19 protein-coding genes and 1 tRNA gene are annotated in these 17110 nt (G+C 70.0%); 18 read left to right on the forward strand and 2 right to left on the reverse strand.

Going from position 1 to position 17110, the window contains the following annotated elements; translation table 11 throughout:
• Positions 1-75 precede the first annotated feature (75 nt).
• From DPQ23_RS03185 to DPQ23_RS03205, 5 genes are read left to right on the forward strand one after another with little or no spacing between them, the layout of a single operon-like run.
• Positions 76-1629 (forward strand): terminase large subunit domain-containing protein, encoded by a 1554-nt coding sequence (locus DPQ23_RS03185; RefSeq protein ID WP_240602347.1) that lies wholly within the window; start codon positions 76-78, stop codon positions 1627-1629.
• Positions 1620-1970: an HNH endonuclease gene (locus DPQ23_RS03190; RefSeq protein WP_112873184.1), complete on the forward strand. Its 351-nt coding sequence runs from the start codon at positions 1620-1622 to the stop codon at positions 1968-1970. The genes DPQ23_RS03185 and DPQ23_RS03190 overlap by 10 nt, the downstream gene beginning before the upstream one ends.
• Positions 1963-3204, forward strand: a complete 1242-nt coding sequence (locus DPQ23_RS03195) for a phage major capsid protein (RefSeq protein ID WP_112873185.1) — start codon at positions 1963-1965, stop codon at positions 3202-3204. The genes DPQ23_RS03190 and DPQ23_RS03195 overlap by 8 nt, the downstream gene beginning before the upstream one ends.
• Positions 3204-3758, forward strand: a complete 555-nt coding sequence (locus DPQ23_RS03200; RefSeq protein WP_112873186.1) for an HK97 family phage prohead protease — start codon at positions 3204-3206, stop codon at positions 3756-3758. The genes DPQ23_RS03195 and DPQ23_RS03200 overlap by 1 nt, the downstream gene beginning before the upstream one ends.
• Positions 3758-4840, forward strand: coding sequence for a phage portal protein (locus DPQ23_RS03205; RefSeq protein ID WP_112873187.1), 1083 nt, complete (start codon positions 3758-3760; stop codon positions 4838-4840). Before DPQ23_RS03200 ends, DPQ23_RS03205 begins: the two co-directional genes overlap by 1 nt.
• Before the next feature lie 264 nt (positions 4841-5104).
• Here the strand turns inward: DPQ23_RS03205 and DPQ23_RS03210 are convergent, their stop codons facing one another.
• Complete coding sequence (locus DPQ23_RS03210) at positions 5105-5305, reverse strand: hypothetical protein (protein WP_112873188.1); 201 nt, start codon at positions 5303-5305, stop codon at positions 5105-5107.
• Between the two features lie 126 nt (positions 5306-5431).
• Here DPQ23_RS03210 and DPQ23_RS03215 point away from each other — a divergent pair, with 126 nt between their 5' ends.
• From DPQ23_RS03215 to DPQ23_RS03225, 3 genes are read left to right on the forward strand one after another with little or no spacing between them, the layout of a single operon-like run.
• Complete coding sequence (locus DPQ23_RS03215; RefSeq protein ID WP_162630613.1) at positions 5432-6064, forward strand: hypothetical protein; 633 nt, start codon at positions 5432-5434, stop codon at positions 6062-6064.
• A gap of 3 nt (positions 6065-6067) precedes the next feature.
• Entirely contained in the window at positions 6068-6256 is a 189-nt protein-coding gene (locus tag DPQ23_RS03220; RefSeq protein WP_112873190.1) for a hypothetical protein, read from the forward strand.
• The gene (locus DPQ23_RS03225) at positions 6253-7329 is read left to right on the forward strand and encodes a tyrosine-type recombinase/integrase (RefSeq protein ID WP_112873191.1); all 1077 of its coding nucleotides are present in this window, start codon (positions 6253-6255) and stop codon (positions 7327-7329) included. Before DPQ23_RS03220 ends, DPQ23_RS03225 begins: the two co-directional genes overlap by 4 nt.
• 32 nt (positions 7330-7361) lie before the next feature.
• On the opposite strand, the gene DPQ23_RS03230 is transcribed toward DPQ23_RS03225, so the two are convergent.
• Positions 7362-7437, reverse strand: a tRNA-Lys gene (locus DPQ23_RS03230).
• A gap of 96 nt (positions 7438-7533) precedes the next feature.
• Between DPQ23_RS03230 and dapF the strand changes: the two genes are divergently transcribed.
• The 10 genes from dapF (at position 7534) to DPQ23_RS03280 (ending at position 17089) form a co-directional block, all read left to right on the forward strand.
• Complete coding sequence (gene dapF / locus DPQ23_RS03235; protein WP_112873192.1) at positions 7534-8370, forward strand: diaminopimelate epimerase; 837 nt, start codon at positions 7534-7536, stop codon at positions 8368-8370.
• Positions 8367-9617 (forward strand): tRNA (N(6)-L-threonylcarbamoyladenosine(37)-C(2))-methylthiotransferase MtaB, encoded by a 1251-nt coding sequence (mtaB, locus tag DPQ23_RS03240; protein ID WP_112873193.1) that lies wholly within the window; start codon positions 8367-8369, stop codon positions 9615-9617. Before dapF ends, mtaB begins: the two co-directional genes overlap by 4 nt.
• An 80-nt stretch (positions 9618-9697) precedes the next feature.
• Positions 9698-10522: a 3-methyl-2-oxobutanoate hydroxymethyltransferase gene (panB, locus tag DPQ23_RS03245; RefSeq protein ID WP_112873194.1), complete on the forward strand. Its 825-nt coding sequence runs from the start codon at positions 9698-9700 to the stop codon at positions 10520-10522.
• Positions 10519-11355 carry a pantoate--beta-alanine ligase gene (gene panC, locus DPQ23_RS03250; RefSeq protein WP_112873195.1) on the forward strand — a complete coding sequence of 279 codons (837 nt, stop codon included), beginning with the start codon at positions 10519-10521 and terminating at the stop codon, positions 11353-11355. Before panB ends, panC begins: the two co-directional genes overlap by 4 nt.
• A 91-nt stretch (positions 11356-11446) precedes the next feature.
• Positions 11447-12364, forward strand: coding sequence for a histone deacetylase family protein (locus tag DPQ23_RS03255; RefSeq protein ID WP_112873196.1), 918 nt, complete (start codon positions 11447-11449; stop codon positions 12362-12364).
• The gene (locus DPQ23_RS03260; protein ID WP_112873197.1) at positions 12361-12603 is read left to right on the forward strand and encodes an exodeoxyribonuclease VII small subunit; all 243 of its coding nucleotides are present in this window, start codon (positions 12361-12363) and stop codon (positions 12601-12603) included. Before DPQ23_RS03255 ends, DPQ23_RS03260 begins: the two co-directional genes overlap by 4 nt.
• A complete protein-coding gene (locus DPQ23_RS03265; protein ID WP_112873198.1) occupies positions 12603-13472 on the forward strand; it encodes a polyprenyl synthetase family protein in 870 nt (289 codons plus the stop codon). Before DPQ23_RS03260 ends, DPQ23_RS03265 begins: the two co-directional genes overlap by 1 nt.
• Before the next feature lie 46 nt (positions 13473-13518).
• A complete protein-coding gene (dxs, locus tag DPQ23_RS03270; RefSeq protein WP_112873199.1) occupies positions 13519-15441 on the forward strand; it encodes a 1-deoxy-D-xylulose-5-phosphate synthase in 1923 nt (640 codons plus the stop codon).
• Between the two features lie 324 nt (positions 15442-15765).
• The gene (locus DPQ23_RS03275; protein ID WP_112873200.1) at positions 15766-16482 is read left to right on the forward strand and encodes a VIT1/CCC1 transporter family protein; all 717 of its coding nucleotides are present in this window, start codon (positions 15766-15768) and stop codon (positions 16480-16482) included.
• 13 nt (positions 16483-16495) lie between these two features.
• Entirely contained in the window at positions 16496-17089 is a 594-nt protein-coding gene (locus DPQ23_RS03280) for an SH3 domain-containing protein (RefSeq protein ID WP_162630614.1), read from the forward strand.
• Positions 17090-17110 lie beyond the last annotated feature (21 nt).

Here is a 17110-nt window from a genome sequence, read left to right on the forward strand (position 1 = left end):
CTGGTGGGTAAGGGCGGAAAGAGCGCGCAAGCCGCTGTCCGGGGCGCTGTGGCGTCTGGTCCCAATCCGCAGACTTTGAAACGGCAGAGGTACCGGCGGCTACCTGTTGCAGACGAAAAAAATCCGGCCGCGATCGCCATTGCCTTCCTGGAGACGCTGCGGATTCCCGAGGGCAAGCTGGCGGGCCAACCGCTCAGGCTGGCGGAGTTCCAGCGGCAGTTCGTCCGGGGCGCGCTGGCCGATGGCGTGATGGTGGGCGTCCTGTCGATCGGGCGCGGCAACGCCAAGACCGCGACGGCGGCGGGGCTGGCGCTCGGGGCGCTCAAGGGCGTCTGGGACGATCAGCCGAAGCGGGAAATCCTCTTCGCCGCGCGCAACCGGGATCAGGCGAAGACCGCCTTCGGGTTCCTGGTGGGGTTCATCGAGGGGTTGCCCGAAGACGAGCAGGAGCTGTTCACCATCCGCCGCGCCAAGCTGGAGGTTGAGTTCGAGGGTAACGGCGGCGGGCTGGCGCGCTGCATCGCGGCCGATGGCAAGAGCATCCTGGGCGGGGCACCGACGCTGGCCCTGATGGACGAGCGGGCCGCTTGGGAGCGCGAGAAGGGCGACAACCTTGAGAACGCGATCCTGTCGGGTCTCGGCAAGCGCGACGGCCGCGCGCTCATCATCAGCACGAGCGCACCCGACGACGCCAACACGTTCAGCCGCTGGTTGGATGAACCCCCGCCTGGAACGTATGTGCAGGAACACCGGCCCCCCTTCGGACTGCCGGCCGACGATCTGGACAGTCTCTTGCAGGCCAACCCCGGCGCGACCGAGGGCATCGGCGCGACGGCGGACTGGCTGGTCGCACAAGCCCGGCGGGCGATTGCGCGGGGCGGATCGGCGCTGTCCAGTTTCCGCAACCTGAACCGGAATGAGCGGGTCTCGACCGAGAACCGCAGCGTCCTGGTGACGGTGGACGAATGGCTGTCGTCGGAGGTGGACCCGGCGGACCTGCCCGACCGCGACGGGCCGTGCATCCTGGGCATCGACCTTGGCGGCAGTCGCAGCATGTCGGCGGCGGCGTTCTACTGGCCGCAGACCGGCCGGCTGGAGGCGCTGGGGACGTTCCCCGGAACGCCCGGCCTGGCAGATCGTGGCGCGTCTGACGGCGTGTCCGACCGCTACGTACAGATGCAGGACCGGGGCGAGCTGACGACCATGGGCGAGGCGACCGTTCCGCCCGGCCCCTGGCTGGCGGAGATCGTCCGCAAGCTGGACGGGATCACCCCGGCCTGTGTGGTGGGTGACAGGTTCCGCCATGCCGAGTTCACCGAGGCGCTGGACAAGGCGGGGCTGCGTGTCCCGTTCGTCTGGCGCGGCTTCGGCTGGAAGGACGGCAGCGAAGACGTGGAGCGGTTCCGGCGGGCGCTGTTTGACGGCGAGGTCAGGGCGGTTCCGTCGCTCTTGCTGCGATCCGCCATGTCGGACGCCATTGTCCTGAACGACCCGGCGAACAACGCCAAGCTGGCGAAAGCCCGGTCCCTGGGCCGGATTGACGCGGCGGCGGCAACCGTGCTGGCCGTGGCGCAGGGGCAGCGGATGCTGGCGGCCCCGACCCGGAAAGCGAGGGTCGCGTGGGCCTGAGAGACGACTACACCCGCCACAGCAAGCGCGTCACGCGCGGCCCGCGCTGGCACACGCTGCGGATGGCCGTTCTGGAACGCGACGGCTTCAAGTGCGTGGACTGCGGCAAGAGCCGGGGCCGCTTGGAGTGCGACCATATCGTGCCCGTCCGGCTGCGGCCTGACCTGGCCTATTCCCCCGAAAATTGCGCCATGCGGTGCCCTTCCTGCCACTCGGCAAAGACCCGCATCGAGGTGGGAAATCCCCCGCCTTCGTATGACCGCCAAGGCTGGCGGCAGGCTGTCAACGATCTGATGGCCGACAATCCCCCCCTATCGAGCAACGAGGAAACACATGCTTGATTCTGTGAAGATCGCGCGCCGTCAGTCGGAAATCCGGCAGCAGCTCGCAACCCTGGTCGGAAAGGAAAGCCCGACCGAAGACGAGACCCGTTCGATGGAGACGCTGGACGGCGAGTATCGGACCAACGAGACCCGCTATCGCGCGGCCCTGACCGCCGAAGACACCGAGCGGCGCGAGGCCGGGGCGGACCTGGAGACGCGCAGCGACCGCCAGTTCGCGGAGCTGGTCGGCCGGTTCGAGCTGCGGCAGGTGGCGCTGGCGATCGACGAGGGCCGCGCCCTGACCGGAGCGACGGCCGAGGTCGTGGCCGAGCTGCGGAACGCGGGCGGCTATCAGGGCATCCCGGTTCCGTTCGCGGCGCTGGAAACCCGCGCGGGCGAGACCGTCGCGGCGGACCAGATCAAGCCCAAGACCTACCGCAACGTCATCGACCGGCTGTTCCCCGCGAGTGTCGCGGCGAAGCTGGGGATCGAGCGCATCCAGATCGAGCGGGGCGAGCTGGCGTTCCCCGTCGCCACGTCCGGGGCCGTCTTCGGCTGGCAGACGACCGAGCTGGGCAACGTGGGGGCACCCAACCCCTACGCCACGACCGAGCGCAGCCTGACCCCGGATCACACGGGCGGCGCGCAGATGGTCATCAGCCGCAAGGCGCTGAAACAGGCCGGCGAGGGCCTGGAAGAAGCGATCCGGCGCGACCTGAACGCGGTCATCGGGGCCGAGCTGGACCGCGTGGTCATCAACGGCAGCGGCGCGGCGGGCCAGCCTCTCGGCATCATCCCCGGCGCGGCGACCTACGGCATCGCCAGCACGGCGGTTGGCGCGGCGGCGACCTGGGGCGCGTTCCGGACCGCGATCGTCGCCTTCATGCAGGGCAACGCGATCACGTCCCCGTCGCAGGTGAACATCGGCTTCCCCCCGGCGATCTGGGCGGACCTGGACAGCCTGCAAGCCGCCGACTCGGCGCCGATGTGGGAATGGGACCGCCTGGTCAAGAACGTGGGCACGGCGGCGATCAGCAACGTCATCCCCGCCGCGACGGCGATCATGACGGCGACGGTGCAGGGCATCGCGCCGGGCTATCTCGGCATCTATGGCGGGATCGACCTGATCCGCGACCCTTACACCAAGGCGGCCAGCGGGCAGCTTGTCCTGACGGGACTGGTGACGGCCGACTTCACCGTCCCGCGCGGGATGCAGACGCGCATCCTGACCGGCCTGGCGGGGACGCCCTGATGCTGTGGGGCGCGATGAACGGCAGCCTTGAGCTGCGGGCCGAGGGCGGGACAACCCGCCTTCGCGCCACCTTCCCCTATGGCCGGGAAACGGAGCTTGCGCCGGGGCGGTATGAGTCCATCGCGCCGCGCGCCTTTGCTGCCCGGATCGAGGCGGGCGAGGATATCCACCTGTTGGCGGGTCACAGCTACGACCGGCCGCTTGCATCCCGGTCGGCGGGCAACCTGCGCCTGTCCGACGACGACGACGCATTGCGGCTGGAGGCGGAGATCGACGGCGGCACGACCTGGGCGGCGGACTTCATCGCCGCGCACCGGGCCGGGCTTATCCGGGGCCTGTCGCCCGGCTTTCGCGTGCCGCGCGGCGGTGAGCGGATCGAGCAGCGGGCGGGCGGGCTGCACCGGACGATCACCGAGGCCGAGCTGTTCGAGGTCTCGACCGTCACCCGGCCCGCCTATCCCGAGGCGCAGATCGAGGCGCGGAGCTGGGAGACGCATCAGGACCGGCAACCCTATCGCGGCCCGGCCTATCCCTTGAACCGATGGAGGGCATAATGGGGATCTTCGATCTGTTCCGGCGGCAACGGGAGGTGGGCAACTATCCCCCGTCCGAAACTCGCGCCCTGGCGACGGGCTACACCGCCGATCTGATCGCGGCGCGGGCCGAATGGCTGTCGGGCCGGTCCAACATGGCCGAGCTGACGGCGACCGTTCAAAGCTGTGTGAGCCTCTGGGAAAGCGGTTTCACCCTGGCGGACGTGACCGGCACCGACCTGCTAGATCGGCGGGCGCTGGCGATGCTGGCCCGCTCGCTGGCCCTGCGGGGCGAGGCCGTGTTCCTGATCCGGGACCGGCTGTTGCCTATTACCGATTGGGACATGAAGACCCTGCATGGCGAGCCGACCGCCTACCGGGTCAGCGTGTCCGAAGTGGGCGGGGGGCACTCCCAAACCGTCCTTGCAGGCGAAGTGCTGCATGTCCGCATCGGAAGCTCGCCCGTAACGCCCTGGGCGGGCACGTCGCCGCTGCATCGGGCCAGCCTCTCGGCATCACTGTTGCAAGAGGTCGAGTGCGCGCTGCGCGACGTGTGGCGGGATGCGCCGATCGGCAGTCAGATCGTGCCACTGCCCGACTCATCGTCCGAGGACATGGCATCCCTGCGGCGGTCCTTCCGGGGCGCGCGCGGACAGTCTCTGGTGATTGAGGGCACGGCGCAGGCGGTCGCGGCCGGGATGCACCCGCAGCTTGAAAAGCGGGTCGAGGGCCTGACCCCGGACATGCAGCGCGCCATGACGGCCGAGACGTTGCAGGCGGCCCGTGGCGCGGTCCTGATGGCCTATGGCGTCCTTCCCGCGCTGCTGAACCCGGCAACCACTGGGCCGCTTGTGCGGGAGGCGCAGCGGCACCTGGCGCAGCTTGTCTTGCAACCCCTCGCCCTGATCGTGGCGGAGGAAGCGACGGCCAAGCTGGGCCAGCCGGTGACGCTGGACGTGGTGCGGCCGATGCAGGCTTACGACCACGGCGGCAAGGCGCGGGCCTTCGGGGCGATGCTGCAAGCCTACGCCACCGCGAAGGAGGCCGGTCTGGACGGCGCGGCGCTGCAAGACGCCATGACGTTCATCGACTGGCAGGAATGACGAGACAGGGCCGGGATGCGCCCTGCGGTAGCTCAACCGCGAAGCATCTGGGATCAGACGGCGAGTGCCCCGGTTCAGCGACCGAACAACCCCGTCACGGCGCGGCCCTTGAGAACCTTTCGGGGGCGCGGCGCAGGCTGGCACGGCTTGTAACCGGGGCCAGCCAACGCAGCGCGTGTATGCGCTACGCCCCGCGTCTGGGGCAGGGGCCGGGGCAGCGGGATGTTGCACCGGCCCCGACTTTCTTCTGGGCGAGCGAAGATTTTATGGGAACATCCTTTCCGCAGGCTTTTCACCAGCGGCAACCGCGCGCACAACATCGGCGAGGTCGGCGTTCTCCGTTGCGACCTCTTGCAGCGTCCCGATCAGGGCTTTCATCGTCGACAATAGCTGTTCCTGCACTTCGGCCTGTTTGTCGAGGCTCGCTTTCAAATCGACAAGCGCGTCGTAGATAACATCGTCCATAGTTGAGCCTTTCTTGCTCTAAGATTGCAGCAGCATTAGCGGCGAGACGACACCCGAGCGCAAGCCTAAACGCGCGCAGCACGATTACGCTTGCCGGCACGCTAAGTGTGTGCTACGCATTGGATCATGAAATCCGGTCCTTTCCTCTCGATGATCGCCGATACCTTCTCCGTGGAGGGTAAAACGGTAACGGTCTATGCCCGTGCGCTCAAAGAGGCAGGCCTGCTGACCACGGGCGCACGGGGCGTGAACGCCCCCGACATGACACCGCTGGACGCCGCGCGCATGACAATCGCTCTGCTGGCATGTGACGGTCCGTCGCAAGCGGTGGACCGTGTGCGCCGGTTCGGTCAACTGCGCCACAAGCCCACGCTGGGCTATTCGCAGACGTGGCGCGAGGTTGTCACGGCCGACGAGTTCGCCAGCCTGTTCCCCGGCGCGAAGACGCTGGAAGATGTGCTTGCGTTCATTTTCAGTTTGTATCTGGACCGAGGAATTAACGATGCCTCGGCTTGGTTCGGCCGACATATGCTGTCTCTAACTGTCCGTCCGGGCGACGTTATGGCGGAGCTTGTCCAGTGGACCTATGGCAGCGAAGATAAGATCGCCGGCGAGCGCGTCGTTCCCTTCAAGGGCGAGAGGGGCGACCCCCAATATGTCACCATTCCGCGCGGCCTGCTGGTGGAGCGGACAGCTTCGCCCGGCACCATGAGCTTGATTGCCACGCAGTTGTGGGCCGACGCTAAAGGCGAGGGCTGACGCATGGCTGCCCGTCCCGTCACCATCCCCAAGAACGAGTTGGCAGGCTACGCGCAAGTGATGCGCGAAGCCAACATCGAGCATTGGACGGTATCGGCCGAGCGGCCGGACGGAACGCGAATCACCATCACGGCGGGCGCGACGACCAGCGGCCCGAACGAAATCGACAAGATGTTGGGGATCGGCCGATGACGCGCAAGAACCCCTTTTCCGGTGCGACCATTGTTGACGACCCGCGCGGCGGCAAACGCATCCGCCTGCGCAAAACGATCAAGGGCCGCAAGATCGACACCTATCTTCCCGGCCCGTGGGGTTCGCCTGCCATGGTCGCGGCCTACAACGCGGCCATCACCGGGAAGCCCGATCTGCCCAAATCGCAGCACTCGCGCGGCACGTTCGACCACACCATCACCGACTATCTGGCGGGCAAGAAATTCCGCGATCTGCGCGAGACGACCCGCTATCATAAGCGGCTGCGGCTGGACTGGATCAGGGAAAAGATTGGGGCCGCGCGCCTGTCCGATCTGCAACCTTACCATGTCGAACACCTGATGGACATGAAGGGCGGGCCGACTGCGGCGAACCGCCTGCACAAGGAGCTGTCGGAAATCTACACCCACGCGCGCAAGCGCCTTGGCTTCAACGGCGTGTCGCCGACCGAACAGGTTGATCGTCGCAAGGTTAAGTTGGGCGGGTTCCATACCTGGACCGAGGAACAGGTCGAACAGTTCCGCGACCATCACGCCAGCGGCACGGTTGCCCGGCTGGCGTTCGAGCTGTTCCTTGGCACCGGGGCAGCCCGGCAGGACGCGCGCGCGATGGGACGCATGAACATCAAGGGCGCAAATATCTGGTATCGGCGGATCAAGACCGGGCAGGAAGTCGAGCTTCCTCTGGAATACCTGCCCGAGCTGCGGGCCGAGCTTCGCCAGCTTCCGCCGTCGCAGGCGACGTTCATCCTAAATCGCGAGGGCAATCCCTACACGGTCGAGAGCTTTGGCAACTGGTTTGCCGATCAGTGCCGCGAAGCCGGATTGCCGGACGAGTGCCGCGCGCATGGCCTGCGCAAGTATGGCGCAACCCGTCTTGCGGATCAGGGCGCTTCCGAATTTCAGATTATGGCCTTCCTCGCGCACAAGACGACGCAAGAGGCGCGGCGCTACGTCCAAGCCGCAAACCGCGTGAAGCTGGCGGCCGGCGCGCTGGCGCTGCTTCCCGGCAACAATGTCCAACACCTTCGCCCGTTGGACAAAGCAGGTTCATAACACCGTGAAAGGAAACGATAAAATGAGAACAGTGGTGAGCCCAACAGGATTCGAACCTGTGACCCACTGATTAAAAGTCAGTTGCTCTACCAACTGAGCTATGGGCCCAACACAGGGCCGCCGATTACCCATGCACCGGGCAGGGGTCAAGGGGAAAATCATGGGCCACTGGCACAAACCCGGCGGGCGGCGTATAGGGCCGCCATGGACCGCCACAGCCTTTCGGGCCTGCCTTTCGTCAAGATGCACGGGGCAGGCAATGATTTCGTCGTCGTCGATGGCCGCGCCTCGGGCCGCAGGGTGGTCACGCCCGCGCTGGCGCGCGCGCTGGGCGACCGCAACCGCGGCGTGGGCTTTGACCAGCTGGCCGAGATCCTGCCCGACGCGCAGGCTGATTACCGGCTGGTGTTCTGGAACGCCGACGGCAGCCAGGCGGGCGCGTGCGGCAACGCCTCGCGCTGCGTGGCCGATCTGGTGATGGCGCAGACGGGGCGCGCGCAGCTGCGGTTTTCCACCGCGCGCGGCGTTCTGGCCGCCCTGCGCGAAGGCGACGGCGTGACCGTCAACATGGGCCAGCCGCAGACCGAGTGGGACCGCGTGCCGCTGGCGCGCGCGGCCGACACGCTGCACCTGCCGCTGCCCGGCGATCCGGCGGCGGTGGGCATGGGCAACCCGCACTGCGTCTTTTTCGTCCCCGATGCCGAGGCCGTGGACCTGGCCGCGCTGGGTCCCCGGATCGAGCACGACCCGCTGTTTCCCGAACGCACCAACGTGGAATTCGCCAGCCCGACCACGCCCGACCGGCTGCGGATGCGGGTCTGGGAACGCGGCACCGGCGTCACGCTGGCCTGCGGGTCCGGCGCCTGCGCTGTCGCCGTGGCGGCGCACCGGCGCGGGCTGACCGGACGGCGGGTGACGCTGGACCTGGACGGCGGCACGCTGGTCGTGGACTGGCGGACGGACGGGGTCTGGATGACCGGCCCCGTCGCGCGGGTCTTCGACGGCGTGCTGTCGCCCGAGTGGCTGGCGGGCGTCGCATGACCGCGCCGCCGATCTTTGCCACGCTGGGCTGCCGGCTGAACGCCTATGAATCCGAGGCGATGGCCGAGATGGCGCGCGGGGCGGGCCTTGACGGCGCGGTGATCGTCAACACCTGCGCCGTCACGGCCGAGGCCGTCCGCAAGGCCCGCCAGGAAATCCGCCGCCTGTCGCGCGAACACCCCGGCGCGCCGATCATCGTGACGGGCTGCGCCGCGCAGACCGAGCCCGAAACCTTTGCGGCCATGCCCGAGGTCGCCCGCGTCCTCGGCAACCACGAGAAGATGCAGCCCGAGACCTGGACGCGCCTTGCCGCGCCCGATTTCGGGACCGAACGGGTGATGGTCGACGACATCATGTCGGTGCGCGAAACGGCGGGCCACCTGATCGACGGCTTCGGCCGCCACCGCGCCTATGTGCAGGTCCAGAACGGCTGCGACCACCGCTGCACCTTCTGCATCATCCCCTATGGCCGGGGAAATTCCCGGTCCGTCCCGGCGGGCGTGGTCGTGGACCAGATCAGGCGGTTGCGCGACCGGAGCTTCAACGAGGTCGTGCTGACCGGCGTGGACCTGACCAGCTGGGGCGCGGACCTGCCGGGCCAGCCGCGGCTGGGCAACCTTGTGCGGCGCATCCTGCGGATGGTGCCGGACCTGCCGCGCCTGCGGATTTCCTCCATCGACTCGATCGAGGCCGACCCCGAGCTGATGGAGGCGATCGCCACCGAGCCGCGCCTGATGCCGCATCTGCATCTGTCGCTTCAGCACGGCGACGACCTGATCCTGAAACGGATGAAGCGCCGCCATCTGCGCGACGACGCCATCGCCTTCTGCGAGGAAGCCCGCCGCCTGCGGCCCGGCATCGTCTTTGGCGCCGACATCATCGCCGGCTTTCCCACGGAAACCGAGGCGCATTTCGAGAACTCGGTCAAGCTGGTCGCGGACTGCGGCCTGACCTTCCTGCACGTGTTCCCCTACAGCGCGCGCCAGGGCACGCCCGCCGCGCGGATGCCGCCCGTGCCGGGCCCCACCGTCCGGGACCGCGCCGCCCGGCTGCGGGCCGTGGGCGACGCGGCGCTGGGCGCGCATCTGGCCGCGCAGACCGGGCGCACCCACCGCATCCTGACCGAAGGCCCGCGCCTGGGCCGCACCGAGCAGTTCACCGAGGTCGCGTTTGCCGTCGACCGCCCCGAGGGCGCGCTGGTCGAGGCCACCATCACCGGCCACGACGGCGCGCGGCTGACCGCATAGCTGCGACATAACGAATGCGTTACAAGCGGCCGTGCCGGGGCTAAGCTGCAGCCCGGTTACAACCGGGAGGAGAGATTCGCATGAGCGTCGGCGCAGCAATCCGGCGGGTCACACCGCCCGACCTTGTGGCCCGAAAGGGGGGGGCGCCGCTGGTCTGCCTGACGGCCTATACCACGCCCGTGGCGCGGTTGGTGGACGCGCAATGCGACGTGATCCTGGTCGGCGACAGCGTGGGGATGGTGCTGCACGGCCTGCCTTCGACGCTGGGGGTGACGCTCGACATGATGGTCCTGCACGGGCAGGCGGTGATGCGCGGGTCCGACCGCGCGCTGGTCGTGGTCGACCTGCCCTTCGGCGCCTACGAGAGCGGCCCCGAGCAGGCGTTCGAGGCCGCCGTCCGCATCCTGCGCGAGACCGGCGCCGGCGCCGTCAAGCTGGAGGGCGGGGCGTACATGGCCCCGACCATCGCCTTTCTGGTTGCGCGCGGCGTGCCGGTCATGGCCCATGTCGGGTTGACCCCCCAGTCGGTCAACGTGTTCGGCGGCTACAAGGTGCAGGGCCGCGGCGACGACGGCGACCGCATCCGCGCGGATGCCCGCGCCGTGGCGGATGCCGGGGCGTTCGCCGTGGTGCTGGAAAAGGTGCCCGACGGCCTGGCCAGCATCATCACCGCGGATCTGTGGGTGCCGACGATCGGGATCGGCGCGTCGGCCGATTGCGACGGGCAGATCCTGGTGATCGACGACATGCTGGGGCTGTTCACCGATTTTCGCCCGCGCTTCGTGCGCCGCTATGCCGAACTGGGCGCGGCCGCGGCCGCGGCGGTGGCCGCCTATGCCGATGACGTGCGCGCCCGCCGCTTTCCCGGGCCGGACCATGTCTTCCCCGACGAGACGGGCGCATGAGGGCGGTCCGCACCGTCGCGGACCTGCGGGCGGCCGTCGCGGGCTGGCGCGCCGCCGGCGAAACGATCGCCGCCGTTCCCACGATGGGCGCCCTGCACGCAGGCCATCTCAGCCTTGTGGATGCCGCGCGCGCCGCGTGCGACCGGGTGATCGTCACGCTGTTTGTCAACCCGCGCCAGTTCGACCGCCCCGAGGATCTGGCAAACTATCCCCGGACCGAGGACCGCGACCGCGCCGTGCTGGAACCCCGCGGCGTCGATCTGCTGTTTTCGCCCACGGTCGATCAGGTCTATCCGCCGGGCTTTGCCACCACGGTCAGCGTTGCCGGGCTGACGCAGGGCATGTGCGGCGATTTCCGGCCCGGCCATTTCGACGGCATGGCGACCGTTGTGGCCAAGCTGTTCCTGATGACCGGGGCCGACCGGGCGTTCTTTGGCGAAAAGGACTGGCAGCAGTTGCAGATCGTGCATCGGCTGGTGGCCGACCTGAACATCCCCATTACCGTCACGGGCTGTCCCACGGTGCGCGAGGCCGACGGGCTGGCCCTGTCGTCGCGCAACGAGCGCCTGTCGCCTGCCGATCGCGCTGCCGCGCCGGCGCTGCACCGGGCGATGGCCCATGCCGCGGACGCGCTGCGGCAGGGCCGGGCGCCCGCCGCGGTGCTGGACGCGGCGCGGGCAGGGATCGTCGCGGGCGGGTTCGACCGTGTGGAATACCTGGACCTGCGCCACCCCCGGACACTGGCGCCGCTGGACCGGGTGGACGGCCCGGCCCGCCTGCTGGCCGCGGCCTGGCTGGGGCCGGTGCGGCTGATCGACAGCGTCGCGGTCTGACGCGCCGCTTGCAGGACGGCCCCCCCGGCAAGACGGGCCGCAGAACAGGGCCGCTTGCGGGGCAGGGGGCCTGCGCCTAACGTCGGCCCTCATGACCATCCTGTATTCCCACCCCGCCTCGGATTCCCACGTCAATCCGCCCGGCCACCCGGAACAGGTGTCGCGCCGCGCCGCCGTGCTGGAGGCTCTGTCCGACCTGCCGCTCGATCGCCGGGACGCGCCCCTGGCGGCGGATGCCGAGGTGCTGCGCTGCCACCCCGCCCGGCATCTGGATCGCCTGCGCGCGGCCGTGCCCGCGAAGGGCCATGTGGCGCTGGACGCCGACACGCACATGGCGCCCGGCAGCCTGACGGCGGCGCTGCACGCCGTCGGCGGGGCCTGCGCCGCGGTCGATGCGGTCCTGTCGGGCCAGGACGACAGCGCCTTTGTCGCCCTGCGCCCGCCCGGCCACCATGCCGAGCGCGAGACGCCGATGGGCTTTTGCCTGCTGGGCACCGCCGCCATCGCCGCGATGCGCGCGCTGGACCATCACGGGCTGGACCGGGTGGCGGTGGTGGATTTCGACGTCCACCACGGCAACGGCACCCAGGACCTGCTGTGGACCGAGCGGCGGGCGTTCTTCGCCTCGACCCACCAGATGCCGCTGTATCCCGGCACCGGGGCAGCGGCGGAACGCGGCGCGCACGACCAGATGCTGAACATTCCGCTGCGGCCCGGCTCGGGCGGCCGTGATGCGCGCGCGGCGTGGTCCGCGATCGCGCAGCGCCTGCGCGACTGGCGGCCGGGGCTGGTGGTGATCTCGGCCGGGTTCGACGCGCACCGCGACGACCCGCTGGCCGAACTGTGCTGGGACGATGCCGATTTCGGGGCCGTGACGGCGCTGATCCGCGACGCCGCGCGCGACGTTGGCGCGCCGATGGTATCGGTGCTGGAAGGCGGCTATGATCTGGCGGCGCTGGGCCGGTCCGCCCGCGTCCATGTCGAGACACTCAAGGAACCCGCCCGATGAGCGACCCCGAAATCGAGACGCTGTCCTTCGAGGACGCGATGAAGGAACTGGAGGCGACCGTGGGCCGGCTGGAGCATGGCGACGCGACGCTGGAGCAGTCGATCGCGCTCTACGAACGCGGCGCGCAGCTGCGCGCCCACTGCGAGCGTCGCCTGCGCGCCGCCGAGGAGCGGGTCGAGAAGATCATGCTGGCCGCCAGCGGCGAGCCGGTCGGCACCACCCCGGCCGAAGGCCTGTGATGAAGGCCCGCATGGACGCGGTCCGCGCCGCCGTGCAGCAGGGGCTGGACAACGCGCTGGCCGACCTGCCCGACGGCGACCTGGCCGACGCGATGCGCTATGCCTGTGTCGGCGGCAAGCGGGTGCGCGCCTTTCTGGTCCTGGAATCGGCGCGGCTGCACGACCTGCCCGACACGGCCGCGCTGCCGGTGGCGGTCGCGGTCGAGATGCTGCACGCCTACAGCCTGGTCCACGACGACCTGCCGGCGATGGACGACGACGATCTGCGCCGGGGCATGCCCACCTGCCACATCCAGTGGTCCGAGGCGACGGCGATCCTGGCGGGCGACGCCCTGCAGACCCTGGCCTTTCGCCAGCTGACCGACGAGGCGATCGGCGGGTGCGAGCAGCGGATGGCGCTGATCCGCCGCCTTGCCGACGCGGCGGGCGCGCGCGGCATGGTCTGGGGACAGGCGCGCGACATCGCCGCGCAGTCCGCGGTCGAGCCGCTGGACCTGGCCGCCGTCAAGACGCTGCAACAGGCCAAGACCGGCGCGCTGATCGGCTTTGCCGCGACCGCGGGCGCGATCATGGCGCAGGCCGATCCCGCGCCGCTGGCGGACTATGCGCGCCAGCTGGGGCTGGCCTTCCAAATCGCCGACGACATCCTGGACGTGACCGGCGACGAGGCCACGACCGGCAAGCGCGTCCACAAGGACGCCGCCGCCGGCAAGGCCACCTTCGTGTCGCTGCTGGGCCTCGAGGAGGCGCGCGACAAGGCGGCCGCGCTGGTGACGCGGGCGGAATCGTCGCTGGACCCCTACGGAGAAAGCGACGCGGCCGGAAACTTGCGGGCGTTGGCGCGTTTCGTTATCCACCGCCAGACCTGACGCCCGCGCAGCCAGCGCAGGCCAGCCGCCCGGGAAAGGGCACGCCATGACCGACCGCCCGGACCGTCCCCCGACCCCGCTGCTGGACCGCGTCGCCGCGCCCGCCGACCTGCGGGCGCTGTCGGACCGCGAACTGCACCAGCTGGCCGACGAGCTGCGGGCCGAGACGATCAGCGCGGTCAGCGTGACGGGCGGGCATCTGGGCGCGGGGCTGGGGGTCGTCGAACTGACCGTCGCGCTGCACGCCGTCTTTGACGCGCCGCGCGACAAGATCATCTGGGACGTGGGCCACCAGTGCTATCCCCACAAGATCCTGACCGGCCGCCGCGACCGCATCCGCACCCTGCGGATGGAGGGGGGGCTGTCGGGGTTCACCAAGCGCAGCGAATCCGCCTTCGACCCGTTCGGGGCGGGCCATTCCTCGACCTCGATCAGCGCGGCGCTGGGGTTTGCCGCGGCGCGCGACCTGGGCGGCGATCCGGGCGACGCCATCGCCGTGATCGGCGACGGCGCGATGAGCGCGGGCATGGCCTTCGAGGCGCTCAACAACGCCGGCCACATGGGCACGCGGCTGATCGTCGTGCTGAACGACAACGAGATGTCCATCGCCCAGCCCACCGGGGCGCTGTCGTCCTATCTGACGCGGCTTTACACGCGCGGCCCCTTTCAGGACCTGAAGGCCGCGGCCAAGGGCGCGGTGGGCCTGCTGCCCCACCCGATGCAGGAAGGCGCGCGCCGGGCCAAGGAAATGCTCAAGGGCATGACCATCGGCGGCACGCTGTTCGAGGAACTGGGGTTTTCCTATGTCGGCCCCGTGGATGGGCACGACCTGGACCAGCTGCTGCCGCTGCTGCGCACGGTCAAGGCGCGCGCCGACGGGCCGGTGCTGATCCATGCGGTGACGAAAAAGGGCAAGGGCTACGGTCCCGCGGAAAACGCCGCCGACCGCGGCCACGCGCGCGCCAAGTTCGACGTCGTCACGGGCGAGCAGGCCAAGGCGAAATCGAACGCGCCCAGCTATACCGCGGTGTTCGCGAAATCGCTGCTGCGGCTGGCCGAGACCGACGACAGGATCGTGGCCATCACCGCCGCCATGCCGGACGGCACCGGGCTGAACCTGTTCGCCGACCGCTTTCCGCGCCGCTGCTTCGACGTGGGCATTGCCGAACAGCACGCGGTGACCTTTGCGGCCGGGCTGGCGGCGGGGGGCATGCGGCCGTTCTGCGCGCTGTATTCCACGTTCCTGCAACGCGGCTACGACCAGGTGGTGCATGACGTGGCGATCCAGCGCCTGCCGGTGCGGTTCGCCATCGACCGCGCGGGGCTGGTCGGCGCGGACGGCGCGACCCACGCCGGCGCCTATGACATCGCGTTTCTGGCCAACCTGCCGGGGTTCGTGGTCATGGCCGCCGCCGACGAGGCCGAGCTGGTCCACATGGTCGCGACCGCCGCGGCCCTGGACGACCGTCCCAGCGCCTTCCGCTTTCCGCGCGGCGAGGGGACGGGCGTCGAGATGCCCGACCGCGGCACCCCGCTGGAGATCGGGCGCGGCCGCATCGTGGCCGAGGGCGGGCGCGTCGCCATCCTGTCCTTCGGCACCCGCCTGGCCGAGGTCATGGCCGCGCGCGAATCGCTGGCCTCCCGCGGCCTGGTGCCCACCGTGGCGGACGCCCGCTTTGCCAAGCCGCTGGACCAAGACCTGATCCTGCGCCTGGCGCGCGAGCACGAGGCCCTGATCACCATCGAGGAGGGCGCGACGGGCGGCTTCGGCAGCCATGTCGCGCAGCTGCTGGCCGACCGCGGCGTGTTCGACCGCGGCCTGCGATTCCGCAGCATGGTCCTGCCCGACACCTTCATCGACCACGCCAGCCCCGAGGCGATGTACCGCGCCGCCGCCATGGACGCCCCCCAGATCGAGGCCAAGGTGCTGGAAGTGCTGGGCGTGGCCGCGCTGGGACGGCGGGCCTGAGCGGCGAGGGGTTGCCCTCGGTAACGTCATGCGGCCCTGTCTTCGCCGTCTTGCAGGGGGGCGACCAAAGCACGCGAATGTCTTCCCGGATTGAGGGCGCACTTCGATCCGGGCGAGGACGACAAGGCGGAGACGAGTCCCAGCGGCCTGCGGACCAGCGCGGCCTGTGTCGTCCGCCGCATCGACGAGGATTGGTTCTCGATCGACTGACAGGGTGGTCCTGCACGCCTGCCAGCGGTTCCTCGCCTGTGGTGCGGTTCAGGCGCCCGGCAACCGGCCCCGGCGGGCTGGCACCGGGGCGGCCGCGCGCATAAAGGATCGGGCATGACCCGCCATACCCATCCCGAAGCCCATCCGCACGACCCGCATTACATCAGCCGCTCGGGCTGGCTGCGCGCGGCGGTGCTGGGCGCCAACGACGGCATCGTCTCGGTCAGCTCGCTGATCGTGGGGGTGGCCATGTCCACCCCCGCACCGGGCGCGGTGGCCATCGCGGGCGTCGCCGGGCTGGCTGCCGGGGCGCTGTCGATGGCGGCGGGGGAATATGTCAGCGTCAGCTCGCAGGCCGACATCGAAAAGGCCGACATCCGGCGCGAGAAGCGGGCGCTGAGCGCGCAGCCCGACATCGAGCTGGAGGAGCTTGTCTCGATCTACATCGCGCGGGGCCTGGCCCCCGACACCGCGCTGATGGCCGCGGTCGAGCTGACCGAGCATGACGCCCTGGCCACCCACATCCGCGACGAGCTGGGGCTGAGCGAGGTTCACGCCGCAAACCCGATGCAGGCGGCCTTTGCGTCGGGGATGACGTTCAGCGCGGCGGCGGCGGTGCCGCTGCTGGCGGCGATGGCCGCGCCACGGGCGCAGCTGGTCCCGGTGGTTCTGGTCGTCACGCTGATGGCGCTGGCGGCGCTGGGCGCGATCGGGGCGCGCGCGGGTGGCGCGCCGGTCGGCCGGGCGGTGGTCCGGGTGCTGCTGTGGGGCGGATTTGCCATGGCGGTGACGGCCGGGATCGGGCATGTTTTCGGCACGACCATCGCCTGACCGGAGCCCTGTCATGATCCGTGCCCTGCTGCTTGCCCTTCTGACCGCGCTGGCGACCCCGGCGCTGGCCACCCCCACCCTGTACGACGTGACCGGCGTGTCCGCCCGCGACGTGCTGAACATCCGGGCCGAGCCCAGCGCGCAAGCGCGCATCGTCGGCACGCTGCCCGCCAATGCCCGCGGGCTGGAGGTCGTGGACACTGCCCCCAACGGCTGGGCGCGCATCTATGACGGCACCCGCACCGGCTGGGTCAACGGCCGCTATCTGGTCCGCGCCGCGCCTGTCGCAGCACCACAGCTGACCTGCCTGGGAACCGAGCCGTTCTGGTCCCTGACCAAGTTCGACGGCACCCTGACCTATGACACGCCCGAGGCGGCGGCGCGCGCCCTGACACTGCGCGCCGGGCTGACCGACGGGCTGAACCCCGTGCGCACGCAGGCCATGATCGGGGGCGATAGCGGCGGGCGCCTGACGGCCGTGATCCGCAGCCAACAGTGCAGCGACGGCATGTCGGACGAGGTCTATCCCATGGGCGTCACCGTGATCCTGGAGGGCAGCGGACAGTCCTCGCGCCTGCTGACCGGCTGCTGCCGGGTCGGGCGCTAGCCGACCATCCCATCAGGGGGG

Origin of the sequence: Paracoccus endophyticus (genome assembly GCF_003286075.1) — a bacterium.
GTDB classification, from domain to species: Bacteria; Pseudomonadota; Alphaproteobacteria; order Rhodobacterales; family Rhodobacteraceae; genus Paracoccus; species Paracoccus endophyticus.